Consider the following 15,529-nt stretch of genomic DNA (forward strand, 5'->3'; position numbering starts at 1 on the left):
ATGGCCCGGGGCTTACGGGCCGCGGCCCTCGGGGCCGCCGTCGCCGCCCTGTCGCTCATGGGATGCGAGAGCGGCGGGGCCGCAGCGGGAAGCGAACCCGTCGCCGGTGGCGCCCGCTTCACCCCGCTCGACCGTCTGGAAGCGGTCCACGTCGTCGCCGGCCTCCCGGCCGGCGTCGAGGGTCCGTCCTCCGTCCTGGCCGAACTCCGCTACGGGCACGGTCGCCTGGTCGCCTACGTCCAGGGCGACTCCTGCGGAATCGTGGCCACCCCGGGGGCGGACGCCGGAGCGGTTCCGGTCCACCTGGTGGCGAAGCGTCCCGGCGGGGGAGAAGGGAGCAGCCGCCTTCCGGCGGGCCCCTACACCACTGCCTCCGTCTCCGGAGGCCCGCGGACGTGGGCGTCCCTCCTGTGCGGAGAGAACGCCATGGTGATCGAGTACGCCTCCGGCGGGGAGGACGCCCCGCAGCAGGTCCGGGGCCCCGTCACCGTCACACGGACCGGAGTTCCTCCGGCGACCTCGCGGATCATCGTCGGCGGCCCCGGGGTACGCAGGCTGATCGAGGAGCGGATCGGTACCGGAGAGGGCCCGCGCCCGTGACGGCCGGTCAACAGGCGCAGGACGGAGGGGGTGCTGCGCCACTGCATGGTCAGGCGCGACGGCTGGATCCGCGACACCGCGGTCTGCGGCATCACGCGCCCCGAATGGCCTTCCCCCAAGCGGCAGTTGACGGCTCCGTCGCCGGACGGAGCTGACCGGACGGAGGAATTCCCGGCACGGGTACGGGTCTTGAGGTGTCCTCAGCTCTGGTAGTAAAGTTTCCTAACGAAACCGGGACGCCTCAACTACCCCCATGGAGGCCTTGTGTTCACCCCTCACCGCGCGATGTCGGCGGCCGGAGCCCTGCTCGGCTGCGCACTCCTCGCCGTCCCCGTCGCCGCCCACGCGACCGCCGCCCCGGACACCGCCCCCGTGGCGCCGGTGACGGCTGCGGCGACGGTGGCGGCGGCCACCGGGCTCGACGATCCGGCGAAGAAGGAGATCGCCATGAAGATCGTCTCCAGCGCGGAGAACTCCTCGCTGGACTGGAAGGCGCAGTACAAGTACATCGAGGACATAGGCGACGGCCGCGGCTACACCGCCGGCATCATCGGCTTCTGTTCCGGCACCGGTGACATGCTCGACCTCGTCGAGTACTACACGCAGGTCAAGCCTGGGAACGTCCTCGCCAAGTACCTGCCCGCCCTGCGCGACGTCGACGGCAGCGACTCGCACGCCGGACTCGACCCGAACTTCACCAGGGACTGGGCGAAGGCCGCGCAGGACGCGGAGTTCCGCAGGGCCCAGGACCACGAGCGCGACCGGGTCTACTTCAACCCGTCCGTGAAGCAGGGCAAGTCGGACGGGCTGGGTGTGCTCGGTCAGTTCATCTACTACGACGCCATCGTCATGCACGGCGACGGCACCGACCCCACCAGCTTCCGCAGCATCCGGGGGCGTGCGCTGTCCAAGGCCAAGCCCCCGTCCCAGGGCGGCAACGAGACCGCGTACCTGAACGCCTTTCTCGACGCCCGGGTCTGGGCGATGAAGCAGGAGGAGGCGCACAGCGACACCAGCCGGGTCGACACCGCGCAGCGCGTCTTCCTCAGGAAGGGCAACCTGAACCTGAACACGCCGCTCGACTGGAAGGTCTACGGCGACTCCTTCCACATCGGCTGACGGCCGCCGCGGCCCGGGCCGCCGGGGGGAGGGGGGAGGGGGAGGGCCCCGTTCCCGGCGACCCGGGCCACGGTGTCGCGGAGCGGTAACGATGTGGGTAACGATCGGGGCGGCTCTCGGGGTGTCAAGTAGGGCCCCGGCGGGGACGTTTCGGACTTCCCCGGACACGACGCAACTCCTGTGCCCGGCAGTCGCATGTTCGACGCCGGAAATCCTGCGGTCTGGCCGATTTGGCGTCACGACAACTGGCTTGACCGCGACGTAAGGGGGGCATAAGTTCTGCCCCGGCTTGCTCCAGCAGGACGGGCCGAACCAACCGTCCTCTGGGGGGACCCTCATGAACCACTACACCGACGTCCTGAAGAAGTACGCCGTGTTCTCCGGCCGCGCGCGCCGCCAGGAGTACTGGATGTTCACCCTCTTCCAGGTGGCCGTCGTGATCGTCCTCGCGATCCTGGACGCCGTCATCGGCGCCAACTCGATCATCGTCGGCCTGTACCTCCTCGGCACCCTCGTGCCGACCCTGGCCCTCACCGTCCGCCGTCTGCACGACCTCGGCAAGTCCGGCGCCTGGTACTTCATCGTGCTCGTCCCCCTCGTCGGCGGCATCTGGCTGCTCGTCCTGACCGCCACCGCCGGTCAGCCGCAGCCGAACCAGTACGGCCCGGACCCGAAGGTCCTCGCTGCCTGATGCGACGTACGGGCCTGATCGGGGCCCGTACACCTGAGCGCCGCCCCGGCCGGGAACAGCCGGGGGCGGCGCTCTCGCCTTTTCCGGGGCCCGCCGGAGCCCGCGTGACGTGCGTCTCGCGGACTGGCGGCCGGGGGCTGTGCTGACCGGCCCGATCACGAGATATCTTGATGTCGAGCAATGTTGCAGACGAGAGACGCAGACTGTGGAGCGGAGCATCCGGTGACTGACTCGACCATCATCTACACGCACACTGACGAGGCCCCGGCCCTCGCGACGTATTCCTTCCTGCCTGTGATCCAGGCGTACGCGTCGACGGCCGGTGTGAATGTCGAGACCCGTGACATCTCCCTGGCCGGTCGGATCATCGCCGTGTTCCCCGAGTACCTCGAGGAGGGCCAGCGGATCGCCGACGCCCTCGCCGAGCTCGGCGAGCTGGCGAAGACCCCGGAAGCCAACATCATCAAGCTTCCGAACATCTCGGCTTCGATCCCGCAGCTGAAGGCCGCGGTCGCCGAGCTCCAGGCCCAGGGCTACGCCCTCCCGGACTACCCGGACGACCCGAAGACCGACGAGGAGCGCGACATCCGCGCCCGCTACGACAAGGTCAAGGGCAGCGCCGTCAACCCGGTCCTGCGCGAGGGCAACTCCGACCGCCGCGCCCCCGCCTCGGTCAAGAACTACGCCAAGACCCACCCGCACCGCATGGGCGCCTGGACCCCCGAGTCGAAGACGAACGTCGCCACCATGGGCGAGAACGACTTCCGCTCCACCGAGAAGTCCGCCGTCATCGCCGAGGCCGGCACCCTGCGCATCGAGCACGTCGCCGCCGACGGCGCCGTCACCGTGCTGCGCGAGTCCGTACCGGTCCTCGCCGGCGAGGTCGTCGACGCGTCCGTCATGCACGTCGACGCGCTGCGCACCTTCCTCAACGACCAGATCGAGCGTGCCAAGGCCGAGGGCGTCCTGTTCTCCGTGCACCTCAAGGCCACGATGATGAAGGTCTCCGACCCGATCGTCTTCGGCCACGTGGTCCGCGCCTTCCTTCCGAAGACCTTCGCCCGCTACGGCGAGACCCTCGCCGCCGCCGGCCTGTCGCCCAACGACGGCCTCGGCGCCATCCTGAACGGCCTGGGCTCCCTGCCCGACGGCGACGCGATCAAGGCGTCCATCGACGCCGAGATCGCCGAGGGCCCGGCCCTCGCCATGGTCGACTCCGACAAGGGCATCACCAACCTCCACGTGCCGTCCGACGTGATCGTCGACGCCTCCATGCCGGCCATGATCCGCACCTCGGGCCACATGTGGGGCCCCGACGGCAACGAGGCCGACACCCTCGCCGTCCTCCCGGACAGCAGCTACGCCGGGGTCTACCAGGCCGTCGTCGACGACTGCCGCGCCCACGGCGCGTTCGACCCCGCCACCATGGGCTCCGTCCCGAACGTCGGCCTCATGGCGCAGAAGGCCGAGGAGTACGGCAGCCACGACAAGACCTTCGAGATCGCCGCCGCGGGCACCGTCCGCGTCGTCGACGCCGCGGGCAACACGGTCCTGGAGCAGGAGGTCGCCGCCGGCGACATCTTCCGCGCCTGCCAGACCAAGGACCTGCCCATCCAGGACTGGGTCAAGCTCGCCGTCACCCGCGCCCGCGCCACCGGCGCCCCGGCCGTCTTCTGGCTCGACGAGACCCGCGCCCACGACGCGCAGCTGATCGCCAAGGTCAAGACCTACCTGGCCGACCACGACACCGAGGGCCTCACCATCGAGATCCTCTCCCCGGTCGAGGCCACGAAGTTCTCCCTGGAGCGCATCCGCCGCGGCGAGGACACCATCTCGGTGACCGGCAACGTGCTGCGCGACTACCTGACCGACCTCTTCCCGATCCTGGAGCTGGGCACCAGCGCCAAGATGCTGTCGGTCGTCCCGCTCATGAACGGCGGCGGCCTCTTCGAGACGGGCGCCGGCGGCTCCGCCCCCAAGCACGTGCAGCAGCTGGTCAAGGAGAACTACCTGCGCTGGGACAGCCTGGGCGAGTTCTTCGCGCTGGCGGCCAGCTTCGAGCACCTCGCTGCCACCACCGGCAACGCCCGCGCCCAGGTGCTGGCCGACACCCTGGACCGCGCGACCGGCACCTTCCTCAACGAGGACAAGTCGCCGAGCCGCAAGCTGGGCGGCATCGACAACCGCGGCAGCCACTTCTACCTCGCCCTGTACTGGGCGCAGGAGCTGTCGCGCCAGATCGACGACCCGAAGCTGGCCGCGGCCTTCGAGCCGCTCGCCAAGACCCTCGCCGAGCGCGAGGAGGCCATCGTGGCCGAGCTCATCGCGGTGCAGGGCTCCCCGGCCGAGATCGGCGGCTACTACCGGCCCGACCCGGCCAAGGCCGCGGCGATCATGCGCCCGTCCGCGACCCTGAACGAGGCGCTCGGCCTGCTCGGCTGACCCCCGTCGACGCGTTCCGCCCCGGCCGGCCCCGTGCCCGGCCGGGGCGGACCCGTCTCCGCGCCCGCCCCGCGCGGGGGAGGGCGGGTCCGGGAGGTCATCCGGCTGCTGTGCCGGTACGGGCCCACCGTGCGCGGCCTGAGGGCGGCGGCCGCGGGGTCAGAGGCGGTGGATGCGCTCCTGCTCGAAAGCCAGCGGGGACCGTCCGGCGGCCAGGATCCGCAGGCCCGGGGCCACGGCCAGCAGTCTGCGCAGCCAGGCCACGGCGTCCTGGCCGAGCTGCTCGGTTCCGTCCAGGACGAGCAGCATGTCCCGCTCGGCCAGCCACGACGCGGTGTACGTCGTCGTCCCGCAAGGTGGTGCGGGCACGCCCGGTACGGAGCCCAGCTCGGCCGTCAGTTCGCGGACGCCGTAGCCCCCCTCGAGCGGGTCGAGGTCCACGACGGCCACCCCGTCGTAGAAATTGGACGCGAGCCGCCGCGCGATCTCCCGCACCAGCAGGCTCCGCGGCTCGCGGAAACCGCCCGCGACGGTGAGCACTCGCCCCCGTCGGACGGCGGTGAGCAGCCGGGACATCTCGGCGGACGTCGCCGGGAGCCTTCCGGTCGACCCTGATTCCCCCATCGGCACGATGCCCCCCATCGCATGCGTGACCAAGTACGGCCGCGCCCACCGGGATCTTTCGGCCGTGTGACGTCGATTATGCGCCACTTACGCCGTATCGCTAGGGGAATGTCGCATTCCGATCAGGGCGTCCGTTCCCGCCCAGGTCAGGGCCGTTCCGCGCGACACGTGGCGGTAGGGTCGCCCCACCCTACGAAGGGGGAGGGGAGCGCCGCGGGGACCTACCGGCAGACCGTCGTGGACCTGGAGGCCACCGAGGGGGAGGCGGCCGCACTGGGCGAGCGCGCCAGGAGGTGGCTGGAGACTGCCCGGCCTGCGCCCGCCGCGCCCCGCTCGCGCACTGGGACTGGACCGACGACGTCCGCGCCCTCGCCCACCTCGGCTTCCGGTTCGACGACTGGCCGCCGTTCCACCCGTACTTCACCGCCGCCTTCGGCGGGGCACTGGGCCACCGGATCCGCGTGTTCGCGTGCAAGATCTGACGACGCGTGGAACGCGGGGCTCCGCCGGGCTCCGCCACCCGCGGGCCGGTGGCGGCGGAGGCGCCCCGGGGGCCCGGCTCCGACTGACCGCACGGTCTGCGTAGTTCCCGTCGTGCGTGTGACGTACGTGCCAGGGCCCCGCCCCTGGGAACGGTTGTCCGGGAGCCGGTAATGGGCTCTACTGCTGTCCAGCCCCCACCGGGGCGCCATCGCGGGAGGGGCCAGCATGACAGCGGACCGGCGTACGGACCGGCGAGCGCGACGAAGAACGCGCGGCGGGGACCGGGCGGCACGGCCCGTGTCGCACCGGCGCCGGCCCGCCGTGCGGGGCGGTCGGCCGCTCCTGGCCATGGCGCTCTCCGCCTTCCTCCTCGTCGGCGTCTGCGCGGCCACCGGCACCGCCTGGGACCCGCTCGGCGGGGCACCCGCGCAGAACGCCACGGCCCACGGCGCCGCCGTCCCGCAGGCGACCGGGCCCGGCTCCGCCCCGGACCCCGGCACGGCCGCGCAGCAGCCGGAGCAGAGCCCGGCGCCCACCAAGGGCGCGGCGGCCAAGGGCAATCCCGAGGGCGCGGTGGACTCCGGTGCCGGGCGGCCGGCCGGCGCCCTGCCCTTCGACATGCCCCAGCCGGCCGCCCTGCGCTCCGGCGAAGCGGGCAAGAAATTGGTGTTCGCCCACTACTTCACCCCGTACCCGCTCTCCCTCGACAACGCGGGCGCGGACAACGACTACTACACGCGCAACTACCTCGACCCCGACGGGGAGAGCGGCAAACACGGCAGGTACGGCGGCCTGCTGCGTGACCGCCCGCTGCCGGTGACGCCCAAGAGCGGCGACTGGGAGTACGCCAACCTCCAGCAGGAGGTGCGCACGGCACGGGCCGCCGGCATCGACGGCTTCACCCTCGACCTGCTCTCCCTCTCCGGCAAGAACTGGGACCGCTCCAACCTCCTGATGGCGGCGGCCCGTTCCGTGGACCCCTCCTTCAAGATCATGCTGATGCCGGACATGACCTCGCTGAAGACCGACGACCCGCGCGTGCTCGCGGGGGCCATCGCCACGCTCGCCGACGCCTCCGCCGCGCACCGGCTCCCCGACGGCCGGCTCGTCGTCTCCCCCTTCAAGGCGGAGGCGAAGAACGTGGCCTGGTGGACGGAGGTCATCAGGGTCCTCAGGGCAGACCACGGCATCCGCACCGCCTTCGTCCCGCTCTTCCTCGACTTCGGCGCCCACAGCGGCGACTTCGCCCCGATCAGCCACGGGTTCTCCGAGTGGGGCAGCCGCAGCTACGTCGGCCAGGAGAGCTCCACGCGCGACGTCCAGCGGGCCCACGGCATGGGCAAGATCTGGATGCAGCCCGTGTCCGTGCAGGACGCCCGCCCCAACCAGGGCGTCTACGACGAGGCCGGCAACACCGCGACCCTGCGCGCCACATGGACCCGTGCCATCGAGGACGGCGCCGACTGGGTCCAGCTCACCACGTGGAACGACTACTCCGAGGGCAGCCAGTTCGCGCCGTCGCTGCACAACGGCCACGCCTACCTCGACCTGACCTCGTACTACCTGACCCGGTTCAAGACGGGCGGCTGGCCGAAGATCGTCCGGGACACGCTGTACCTCAGCGCGCGCACGCAGTTCGCGGACGCCGACCCCACGGGCGACCAGTCGCTGGTGATGTCGCTGCGCAGGGGGAGCGCTCCCGCCCGCGACACGGTGGAGGTGCTCAGCTTCCTGACGGAACCCGCGACCGTGCGCACGACCGTCGGCACGGCTCAGGGCGGCCACGAGGCCCCGGCCGGGATCCACTCCGAGCTGCTGCCGCTGAAGACGGGTACCAGCGCGGCCCACGTCGTCCGGGACGGGAAGGCATCGGCGAAGGTCGACCTGCCGTTCCGCGTGGACCACAGGGTGGAGGTCCAGGACCTCCAGTACTACGCGGCCACCAGCGGCCGCGAACCCTAGTGCCGCGCCGGACCCGCGGGACGGTGCCCGGCGCTCCCCGGCGACGGGTTCCGGACGGGTGGCCGGGGGTGGGCTTTCCGGGGGGTGCGGTGGCGGGGGATGATCCCGGCGACAGCCGCGCCGCACCCCGGAGGTCCCGTGACCGAGACGACCCGCCCCGCCGACCGCCCCGCCGAGCCCCCCGCAGGGGAACGGCCGGGCGAATTCCCCGGCGGGCCCGCCCTGTTCCGCCTCGACCCGCGCGTCTCCCACCTCAACCACGGTTCCTTCGGCGCGGTGCCCGTGCCCGTCCAGGAGGCCCAGGCCGCGCTCCGGGCCGAGGTCCACGCCGACCCCGACGCGTTCTTCATCGCCCTGCCGGACCGCCTCGAACAGGCCCGCACCCGTGTCGCCACGCACCTCGCCGCCGACCCCGACGGCCTCGCCTTCATCGCCAACGCCACCGAAGGCGCCAACCTGGCCCTCGACGCGGTCCCGCTCGCCGACGGCGACGAGATCCTCGTGACCGACCACGGCTACGGCACCGTCACCGCGGCCGCCGCCCGCCGCGCCCCGGTCACCACGGTCGCCCTGGATCCCGGCCTGCCCGACGAGGACGCCGTCCGTGAGACCGTCCTGGCCGCACTGACCCCCCGTACCCGGGTCGCCGTACTCGACCACGTCAGCTCGCCCACCGCGCGGCTCATCGCCTCGCCCCGGCTCCTCGCCGCACTGCGCGAGCGCGGTGTCACCACCGTCGTCGACGGCGCCCACGCCCCCGGGATGCTCGCCGACCCGCTCGCCGGCGGCGCCGACTTCTGGTTCGGCAACCTCCACAAGTGGGGCTACGCCCCGTCCGGCACCGCCCTCCTCGCCGTCGCCCCGCAGCACCGCCACCGCGTCCGGGCCCTCGTACCGTCCTGGGAGGACGGCCACGGCTTCCCGCGCTCCGTCGAGAACCGCGCCACCGCCGACTACACCGGCTGGCTCGCCGCACCCGAAGGGCTCGACCTGATCGAAGCCCTCGACGCGGCCAAGGTCCGGGCCCACAACAGCGCCCTCGCCGCCCACGGCGCGGCGCTGCTCGCCGAGATCCCGGGGCTGACGCCCCTCCCGCACACCGAAGGCCTCGCCATGCGCTCCCTGCGCCTGCCGCCGGGCGTCGCCGAGACCCCGGACGGCGCCCGCGAGCTGCGCGAGCAGATCGCGGCGCGGCTGCGCACGAGGGTGCTGATCTGGCCCTGGCCGGGCGGCGGCGGCATCCGGATCTGCGGGCAGATCTACAACCGGCCCGGGGAGTACGCACGCCTCGCGGCCGCCCTGCCGACGTACCTGGCCTGACGGCACGACCGCGCCGGAGGGACCCGGCGGGCCCGCGCGCCGTCCCCGGCCGGAAGCCGGGGGCGGCCGCACCCGCGAGGCCGGCAGGACCTCGCGGACGTCCTACGGACGCCGGAGCAGGTAGGTGTCCATGATCCAGCCCTTGCGGGCGCGGGCCTCGGTCCGCAGCTCCTCGATCCGGCCCGCGACCTCGGCCAGCTTGCCCTGCACCAGGATCTCGTCCGGGGTGCCCACGTAGGCACCCCAGTAGATGTACAGGTCCTGGTCCAGGTGGGCGGTGAAGGCGTGCCGCGCGTCCAGCATCACCACCACGTCGTCCACGTCGGCCGGCCAGCCCTCGGCCAGCCGCCGCCCGGTGGTGATCTGGACCGGCCGTCCGACCCGGTTCAGGTTGGTCCGGTGCCGTGCCAGCAGCGCGGAGATGCTGCTGATGCCGGGCACGACCTCGTGCTCGAAGGCCACCCGGCCGCGCTCCAGCACCTCGTCGAGGATCGCGAGGGTGGAGTCGTAGAGCGACGGGTCGCCCCACACCAGGAACGCCCCGGTCTCGCCGTCCGCCAGGTCCTCCGCGATGAACCGCTCGAAGAGCTCGGCCCGCGCACTGCGCCAGCCGTCCACCGTCGGGGTGTAGTCGGCGGGCGCCCGGTCCCGGTCCGGGTCGCGGCCCTCCACCAGCCGGTGGCCGGGGCGCGCGTGCGCGTCGAGCATCGCGCGCCGCAGCCCGGTCAGGTCCGCCTTCTCCTCGCCCTTCTCCAGGATGAGGAATGCGTCCGCCGCGCCGATCGCCCTGACCGCCTGGAGGGTCAGATGGTCCGGGTCGCCCGCGCCTATGCCGATCACTGAGAACTTCTTCACCGGGCTATTGTGCCCACCATGCGTGTCGCCCTGTTCGTCACCTGCGTCAACGACGCGTTGTACCCGCGGACCGGCATCGCCGTCGTGCGCCTCCTGGAGCGGCTCGGCATCGCCGTGGACTTCCCGGCGGACCAGACCTGCTGCGGGCAGCCGCAGTACAACACGGGCTACCGGCGCGAGACCGAGCCGCTGCTGCGGCGCACCGCGGTGGCCTTCGCCGGCCACGAGTACGTCGTCACCCCCTCCGGCTCCTGCGCCGCGATGCTCCGCGAGCACTACCCGCGCATCGGCCGGAAGGCGGAGCGGGAGGGGCGCGGCACGGAGCTGACGGACGCGGCCGCGGACCTCGCGCCGCGCGTGTACGAGCTCACCGAGTTCCTGGTCGACGTGCTCGGGGTGACCGACGTGGGCGCGTACTTCCCGCACACCGTCACCTACCACCCGTCCTGCCACGGCCTGCGCGGCCTGGGGCTCGGGGACCGGCCCCGGCGGCTGCTGGCCGCCGTGAAGGGCCTGGAACTGGTCGAGCTGCCGGGCGCGCAGGAGTGCTGCGGCTTCGGGGGGACCTTCGCCGTCAAGAACCCGGACGTCTCCGCCGCCATGGGCACCGACAAGATCGCGGCCGCGGCCGCGACCGGGGCCGAGGTGCTGTGCGGCGCCGACAACTCCTGCCTCGCCCACCTCGACGGCCTCCTGCGCCGCGCGGCCGCACCGGGCACCCCCGCGGACGCGGCAGCCCGCGCCGGGGCGCCACCGCACGCCCGCGCCGGGGCGCCACCGCACGCCCGCGCCGGGGCGCCGCTGCGCACCCTGCACCTCGCCGAGATCCTCGCCGCCACCGAGGAGGAACCGCCGGCATGACCACCGCCCACCTCGGGATGCCCTCCTTCCCCACCGCCGCGCGCGAGGCCGTACGGGACGGCGTGCTGCGCGCCAACCTCCGGCACGCCACGCACACCATCCGCGACAAGCGGGCGCGGGCCGTCGCCGAGCTGGCCGACTGGGACCGCCTGCGCGCGGCCGGCGCGGCCGTCAAGGACCACACCCTGCGCCATCTCGACCACTACCTGCTCCAGTTGGAGGCGGCGGTGACGGCTGCCGGCGGCACCGTCCACTGGGCCGTCGACGCGGAGGAGGCCAACCGGATCGTCACGGACCTCGTCCGTGCGACCGGCGAGCGCGAGGTCGTCAAGGTCAAATCGATGGCCACCCAGGAGATCGGCCTCAACGAGGCCCTGGAGGCCGCCGGGATCACCGCCTACGAGACCGACCTCGCCGAACTCATCGTCCAGCTCGGCCACGACCGCCCCTCCCACATCCTGGTCCCCGCCATCCACCGCAACCGGGCCGAGATCCGCGACGTCTTCCGCGCCGAGATGGGCCGCTGGGGCCGCCCCGCCCCCGACGGGCTCGGCGACGACCCGCGTGAACTCGCCGAGGCGGCACGCCTGCACCTGCGGGAGAAGTTCCTGCGCGCCAAGGTCGCCGTCTCCGGCGCCAACTTCATGGTCGCCGAGACGGGCACGATGGTCGTCCTCGAGTCCGAGGGCAACGGCCGGATGTGCCTGACCCTCCCCGAGACCCTGATCTCGGTCGTGGGCATCGAGAAGGTCGTCCCCACCTTCCGTGACCTGGAGATCTTCCTCCAGACCCTGCCGCGCTCCTCCACGGCCGAGCGGATGAACCCGTACACGACGATGTGGACCGGACTGGGCCCGTCGCGCGGGACGGACGGCGACGGACCCTCCGCCTTCCACCTCGTCCTCCTCGACAACGGCCGCACCGACACCCTCGCCGACGAGACCGGCCGCCAGGCCCTTCGCTGCATCCGCTGCTCCGCCTGCCTCAACGTCTGCCCGGTCTACGAGCGCGCCGGCGGCCACGCCTACGGATCGGCCTACCCGGGCCCCATCGGCGCCGTCCTCAGCCCCCAACTGCGCGGCACCGGCAGCGACATCGACGCCTCGCTGCCCTACGCCTCCACCCTGTGCGGGGCCTGCTACGAGGTCTGCCCGGTCGCCATCGACATCCCCGAGATCCTTGTCCACCTGCGGGAACGTGTCGCCCAGGGCGGTCCGGTGACCCGGGACGGCATCCGCGTGCGGATCCGCCCCGCGCACGGGCACACCGCCGAACGCGCCGCCATGCGCGCCGCCCGGCTGCTCCTGGACCACCCCGCGGCCCTGCGCGCGGGGGAGCGCCTGCTGGCCCGCGCCCGCAGGCTGGCGCCGCGCCGGCTGCCCGGCCCCGGCCGCGCCTGGACCGACACCCGCGACCTGCCCGACGTACCCGCCGAGTCGTTCCGCGACTGGTGGACCCGAGAACGGGGAACCCCCCAGTGACCAGCAGGGACCGCATCCTGGCCCGCATCCGCCGGGCCGTACCGCAGCCGGGCCGGGGGCCCGCCGCCGATGCCGGCGTCCCGCGGGAGTACCTGCGCGTGCACGGCACCCGCACCCCGCACGAACGCGTCGACCTGCTCGCGGCGAACCTCACCGAATACCGGGCGAAAGTCCACCGCACCGACGAGGACGGCCTGCGGGACCTGCTCGGCCGCCTGCTGGCGGACGCGGCGACGGTACAGCTCCCACCCGGCCTCGGCTGCGGACTGCCGTCCGCCCCGTCGCTCACCTTCGTGCCCGACCGCGCGGCGCAGACGCCCCGGGAACTGGACCGGGTCGACGCCGTCGTGACCGGCTGCGCCCTCGCGATCGCCGAGACCGGCACGATCGTCCTCGACGGCGGGCCGGACCAGGGCCGCCGCCGCATCACCCTCGTCCCCGACCATCACATCTGCCTCGTGCGCGTCCCCGAGCAGGTGGTGGACTCCGTCCCGCAGGCACTGCCGCTCCTGGACCCGGTCCGCCCGCTGACCTGGATCTCCGGCCCCTCGGCGACCAGTGACATCGAACTGGACCGGGTGGAGGGCGTCCACGGCCCCCGCAGACTGGACGTGATCCTCGTGCGAGCCCGCGGCGCCGGGGCCGGACCAGGGCCCGGCCCCGGGAACCGGACCCCGGAGCCCGGGTCACAATGAGGCCATGTCATCCCACATCGCCCTGACCGCCCTCGTGGTCCACGACTACGACGAGGCCATCGACTTCTACACCCGCGCCCTCGGCTTCGACCTGGCCGAGGACACGGCCCGCCCGGACGGCTCCCGCTGGGTGGTCGTCCGCCCGCCCGGCGCCGCCGAATCCGCCCTGCTGCTGGCCCGCGCCAAGGACGACGCCCAGCGCTCCCGCGTCGGCGACCAGACCGGCGGCCGCGTCGGCTTCTTCCTCCACACGGACGACTTCGCCCGCGACCACGCCCGGATGACCGCCGAGGGCGTCCGCTTCCTGGAGGCCCCGCGCCACGAGCCGTACGGCTCCGTCGCCGTCTTCGAAGACCTGTACGGCAACCGCTGGGACCTCCTCCAGCCCGCCCTCCGCTAGCCGCTCAGCCGCGGAGCCTCCCGTGCGGCGTCGACGGCGGGGCCGGCCTCCTCCACCCGGCCCGCCAGCTCCCTGGCCCAGCGGACCAGGCCCGGCACGTCGATCCCGTACGGGGCTCCCTGCAGCCCCTCGATCCCGTCGGCCCCGCGCCGCAGCAGCCGCGCCCCGCCCACCGCGTTCCCGCGGGCGGCGTGCGTCAGCCCGACGGCGAGCTGCGCCAGCCCCCGCCACAACGGGCCCGAGGCCTCGGGCCCCGACTTCCAGGCGTCCTCGAACACCTCGTGCGCGTGGAAGGGCATGCCGGCGTCCAGCAGCCGCTGCGCCTCCCGCACCGTCTCGGCGGGCGAGCGCGCGACCCCCTCGGGCTGCCGCTCCACGCCGGGCGCACCGTAGGGCAGCGGCCGCCCCAGCCCATCCCTGGGCCGGGCGTTCCTCGCCCGCCCTTCGCCGTCCCGGTCCCGTGCGTTCACCACCCCATCCTCCCCCGCGCCGATTACCCGTGCATGCACACCCCTCGGCGTGCGGTAATGTTCTGCATGTGCCGCCGAGCACGGGGAAACCCGCAGGTCGAAGGTACATCGGGACGTGGCGCAGCTTGGTAGCGCACTTGACTGGGGGTCAAGGGGTCGCAGGTTCAAATCCTGTCGTCCCGACTTTTCGAAGTCGTAGATCGAAGGATCGCTTCAGGACAATCCTGAAGCGATCCTTCGCTCGTTTCAGGGGTCGTGGTGTCGGGTGGTCCGGCGATCCTGTGATGTGGCCGACGGCCTGGTGCTCTGCCGGAGGCGGCCCGTCGGCGTTCGTGCCGTACCGTCTGGTGGCGGTCCGCCGGTCATGTTTTACGATCCGTCCCATGACTGACGGTACGGATCGCCCGAGCACACCCCAGCCGGACCCCACAGCGGGGCAGGCGGGCTATGGCTACCCCCAAGGGACGCCCGGCGGTTACGGATTTCCGCAGGCTTGGCAGCCCAATCCGTACCAGCAGCCGGCGTCCCAGCCGGGCGCTGCCGGAGAGCCGCCGCACCACCCCCAGGCACCCCGGCCGCAGCAGCCGCCCCTGGAGTCCCAGCCCCAGCCGGAGCCGCAGTTGGCCGGGTTCACGCCGTCCCCCCAGCCCGACTGGCAGGCGATGGCGGATCGCACGGAGTCGCAGCAGCGCAGACGCAAGCGGATGCTGATGGCCGCCATCACGGTTGCGGCGTGCACCCTCGGCGTCGGCGCCGGACTGTTCATCCTGGACAGGGGCGACACGGGGGGGAAGGATCCGGGCCCCGGCGACACCTCGCAGTCGGCGACCGCCGCGCCCGGGCAGGATTCCAACGCGCCCACCGTCCCCGGCGAACCGAACCTGCTGCGCGACCGCTCCGGCCAGGTCAACATCGCGCTCAGCCCCGACGCGGTTCTCGGCAAAGTGGACAACGGCAACGTGCTGCGCCTGCGCAGCAACGGCAACTCGTACGCACAGGCCGCCGAGCCGGTCGTCGACGCGTCCAAGAGCTTCACCGTCTCCGCCTGGGTCTACAACGAGGCCGACGGCGGTTCGCGGTTCGCCATCAGCCAGGGCGACGGCTCCTCGTACTCGTTCGAGTTGGGCCGTGAGGACAGCAACGGCAAGAAGTCCTGGGTGTTCCGGATGCAGACCGACGAGAAGGGCGCGGCCTCCACCGCCGTGGCCGCCACCTCGGACGGCCTCAACACGGTCCGCACCTGGGCCCTGCTGACCGGGGTGTACGACGCCCAGGGCAAGACGCTGACACTGTACGTCGACGGCAAGGAGGCCGGCCGCGCCCCGGTGGCGGCCGCCTGGTCGGGCCAGGGGCCGCTGCAACTGGGCCGCTCGCGCCACCACGGGATCTGGAGCGGTCCCTGGGCCGGCGTCATCGGACACGTGCTGGTGTGGGACAAGCCGCTGACTGCGGATCAGGTGCTCGCGCTGAAGGGCGGCAAGCTCGACAAGGAGATCAAGCCTGTCGGTTCGTGGCTGGTCGGTTGA

The 15,529-nt window shown here is 72.9% G+C and carries 15 protein-coding genes and 1 tRNA gene; 13 read left to right on the top strand and 3 right to left on the bottom strand.

All coding sequences use genetic code 11. The features are described from left to right. The 4 genes from IH80_RS43485 (at position 1) to IH80_RS0102005 (ending at position 4,852) form a co-directional block, all read left to right on the top strand. On the top strand, positions 1-600 hold the full coding sequence (locus tag IH80_RS43485; RefSeq protein WP_030957123.1) for a hypothetical protein: 600 nt from the start codon (positions 1-3) through the stop codon (positions 598-600). A gap of 285 nt (positions 601-885) precedes the next feature. After that, positions 886-1,719, top strand: coding sequence for a chitosanase (locus IH80_RS0101995; protein WP_030957125.1), 834 nt, complete (start codon positions 886-888; stop codon positions 1,717-1,719). A 337-nt stretch (positions 1,720-2,056) separates the two neighbouring features. Then, a complete protein-coding gene (locus IH80_RS0102000; protein ID WP_030957127.1) occupies positions 2,057-2,410 on the top strand; it encodes a DUF805 domain-containing protein in 354 nt (117 codons plus the stop codon). Positions 2,411-2,632: 222 nt separating this feature from the next. After that, positions 2,633-4,852 carry an NADP-dependent isocitrate dehydrogenase gene (locus IH80_RS0102005; RefSeq protein WP_030957128.1) on the top strand — a complete coding sequence of 740 codons (2,220 nt, stop codon included), beginning with the start codon at positions 2,633-2,635 and terminating at the stop codon, positions 4,850-4,852. Positions 4,853-5,011: 159 nt separating this feature from the next. Here IH80_RS0102005 and IH80_RS0102010 read toward each other — a convergent pair whose 3' ends face one another. Further along, positions 5,012-5,476 (bottom strand): hypothetical protein, encoded by a 465-nt coding sequence (locus tag IH80_RS0102010; protein ID WP_158943241.1) that lies wholly within the window; start codon positions 5,474-5,476, stop codon positions 5,012-5,014. Between the two features lie 293 nt (positions 5,477-5,769). On the opposite strand from IH80_RS0102010, the gene IH80_RS0102015 reads away from it, so the two are divergent. The 3 genes from IH80_RS0102015 to IH80_RS0102025 all read left to right on the top strand — a co-directional run bounded on the left by IH80_RS0102015 (position 5,770) and on the right by IH80_RS0102025 (position 9,241). Continuing rightward, a complete protein-coding gene (locus IH80_RS0102015; RefSeq protein ID WP_030957131.1) occupies positions 5,770-5,958 on the top strand; it encodes a hypothetical protein in 189 nt (62 codons plus the stop codon). A gap of 349 nt (positions 5,959-6,307) precedes the next feature. Further along, positions 6,308-7,921 (top strand): glycoside hydrolase family 71 protein, encoded by a 1,614-nt coding sequence (locus tag IH80_RS0102020; RefSeq protein WP_051808708.1) that lies wholly within the window; start codon positions 6,308-6,310, stop codon positions 7,919-7,921. A gap of 138 nt (positions 7,922-8,059) precedes the next feature. Then, the gene (locus IH80_RS0102025; RefSeq protein WP_030957133.1) at positions 8,060-9,241 is read left to right on the top strand and encodes an aminotransferase class V-fold PLP-dependent enzyme; all 1,182 of its coding nucleotides are present in this window, start codon (positions 8,060-8,062) and stop codon (positions 9,239-9,241) included. Positions 9,242-9,343: 102 nt separating this feature from the next. On the opposite strand, the gene cobF is transcribed toward IH80_RS0102025, so the two are convergent. Continuing rightward, the gene (gene cobF, locus IH80_RS0102030; protein ID WP_030957134.1) at positions 9,344-10,096 is read right to left on the bottom strand and encodes a precorrin-6A synthase (deacetylating); all 753 of its coding nucleotides are present in this window, start codon (positions 10,094-10,096) and stop codon (positions 9,344-9,346) included. An 18-nt stretch (positions 10,097-10,114) separates the two neighbouring features. Here cobF and IH80_RS0102035 point away from each other — a divergent pair, with 18 nt between their 5' ends. Genes IH80_RS0102035 through IH80_RS0102050 form a run of 4 tightly spaced genes read left to right on the top strand, consistent with a single transcriptional unit; the run spans position 10,115 to position 13,533 of the window. Beyond that, positions 10,115-10,957, top strand: coding sequence for a (Fe-S)-binding protein (locus IH80_RS0102035; RefSeq protein ID WP_030957135.1), 843 nt, complete (start codon positions 10,115-10,117; stop codon positions 10,955-10,957). Then, entirely contained in the window at positions 10,954-12,438 is a 1,485-nt protein-coding gene (locus tag IH80_RS0102040; protein WP_030957137.1) for a lactate utilization protein B, read from the top strand. Before IH80_RS0102035 ends, IH80_RS0102040 begins: the two co-directional genes overlap by 4 nt. Next, a complete protein-coding gene (locus IH80_RS0102045) occupies positions 12,435-13,133 on the top strand; it encodes a LutC/YkgG family protein (protein ID WP_051808657.1) in 699 nt (232 codons plus the stop codon). Before IH80_RS0102040 ends, IH80_RS0102045 begins: the two co-directional genes overlap by 4 nt. A 4-nt stretch (positions 13,134-13,137) precedes the next feature. Next, entirely contained in the window at positions 13,138-13,533 is a 396-nt protein-coding gene (locus tag IH80_RS0102050) for a VOC family protein (protein ID WP_030957139.1), read from the top strand. Here the strand turns inward: IH80_RS0102050 and IH80_RS0102055 are convergent. Further along, on the bottom strand, positions 13,530-14,003 hold the full coding sequence (locus tag IH80_RS0102055; protein ID WP_030957141.1) for a DUF309 domain-containing protein: 474 nt from the start codon (positions 14,001-14,003) through the stop codon (positions 13,530-13,532). The two genes, IH80_RS0102050 and IH80_RS0102055, sit on opposite strands and share 4 nt — an antisense overlap. A gap of 109 nt (positions 14,004-14,112) precedes the next feature. On the opposite strand from IH80_RS0102055, the gene IH80_RS0102060 reads away from it, so the two are divergent. Then, positions 14,113-14,186: transfer RNA gene (locus tag IH80_RS0102060), tRNA-Pro, on the top strand. Positions 14,187-14,386: 200 nt separating this feature from the next. After that, entirely contained in the window at positions 14,387-15,529 is a 1,143-nt protein-coding gene (locus IH80_RS0102065) for a LamG domain-containing protein (protein ID WP_158943243.1), read from the top strand.

The sequence above is a fragment of the Streptomyces sp. NRRL S-378 genome, from assembly GCF_000720645.1.
Classification (GTDB): domain Bacteria; phylum Actinomycetota; class Actinomycetes; order Streptomycetales; family Streptomycetaceae; genus Streptomyces.